The organism is Aerococcus sp. L_32, assembly GCF_050689315.1.
In genome coordinates this window covers 1-857 of sequence record NZ_JBOEQF010000773.1, presented here as the reverse complement: position 1 = coordinate 857, position 857 = coordinate 1, and the positions used below count along the sequence as shown (strand labels likewise).

Genomic DNA, 857 nt, shown 5'->3' with positions numbered 1-857 from the left:
CGACATCCCCTCATTTAGGGGAGATAAATTCATGCTTTCTGTATCTTCCACACCTTCAACAGTGATTGAAGCCACATGGTTAAGCGGGGAAGCATAGTAACCAGCCACAAATAATGCAATTACAAATGGTAATAATAATAGGACCATTTTCTTCCAGTTAGTCGGTCCACTTTTTTGAACCTTCTTAACTGGAGGCATCCCCTGATTACTTGTCACCTGTTGCTTTCGCTTGCCGGCTTGGCCTTGCTTTTGTTTCTTCGAATTAGCTTTGCCTTTTATATTGAATTTAGGCAATCGCCACTTGGTTTTTTGTTTTGCTTTTTTCTTCACAGGTTTTTGCTTGCTACTTTTTTGCTTATTTATATTTGACGCTGCTTGTTTCTTTTCAAGCTTAGCTTGGTCCTGGTCTTCGTCTTGACGACTGCTATCCACACCATTTTGCACTGCATCTTGGTTTGACTTGTTAGCACTTTTGTCTTGTCTTCTGGCGACATCTGTCCGAGCATTTTCAGCTAATTTTTCATGCAAACGACGTCTTCTCTCGCGTCGCTCTTGGCGAATACGTTCTTCTTCCCAATCCATCATCACGCCCCCTTTCTATCTATTTATTTGGAAAAAGGACTTCCTATTTCACAAGGCTTTCGATGATCTTGATTAAACGGTCACCCGCATCTGGCACCCCTTGGTTCAAGGCGTTCGCCGCAATCCGGGCACGTTCATTTTTATCAGCCATCAAGCCATCAATTTCATCTAATAAACCAATTACATTAAGGTCATTTTCTAAAATCATACGGGCTCCGTCATGCTTCACTAGCGAGCGAGCATTCATTTCCTGATGGTTGGCCGTTACATTAGGG

At 42.5% G+C, this 857-nt stretch carries 1 protein-coding gene and 1 pseudogene; both read right to left on the bottom strand.

Annotated elements, in window-relative coordinates:
* Positions 1–585: pseudogene (locus tag ACRCJ0_RS16355) on the bottom strand (cell division protein FtsQ/DivIB); the annotation flags it as partial.
* 40 nt (positions 586–625) lie between these two features.
* Positions 626–857: glycosyltransferase (locus tag ACRCJ0_RS16350; protein ID WP_431391217.1), on the bottom strand; the 232-nt coding region annotated here is incomplete at its 5' end.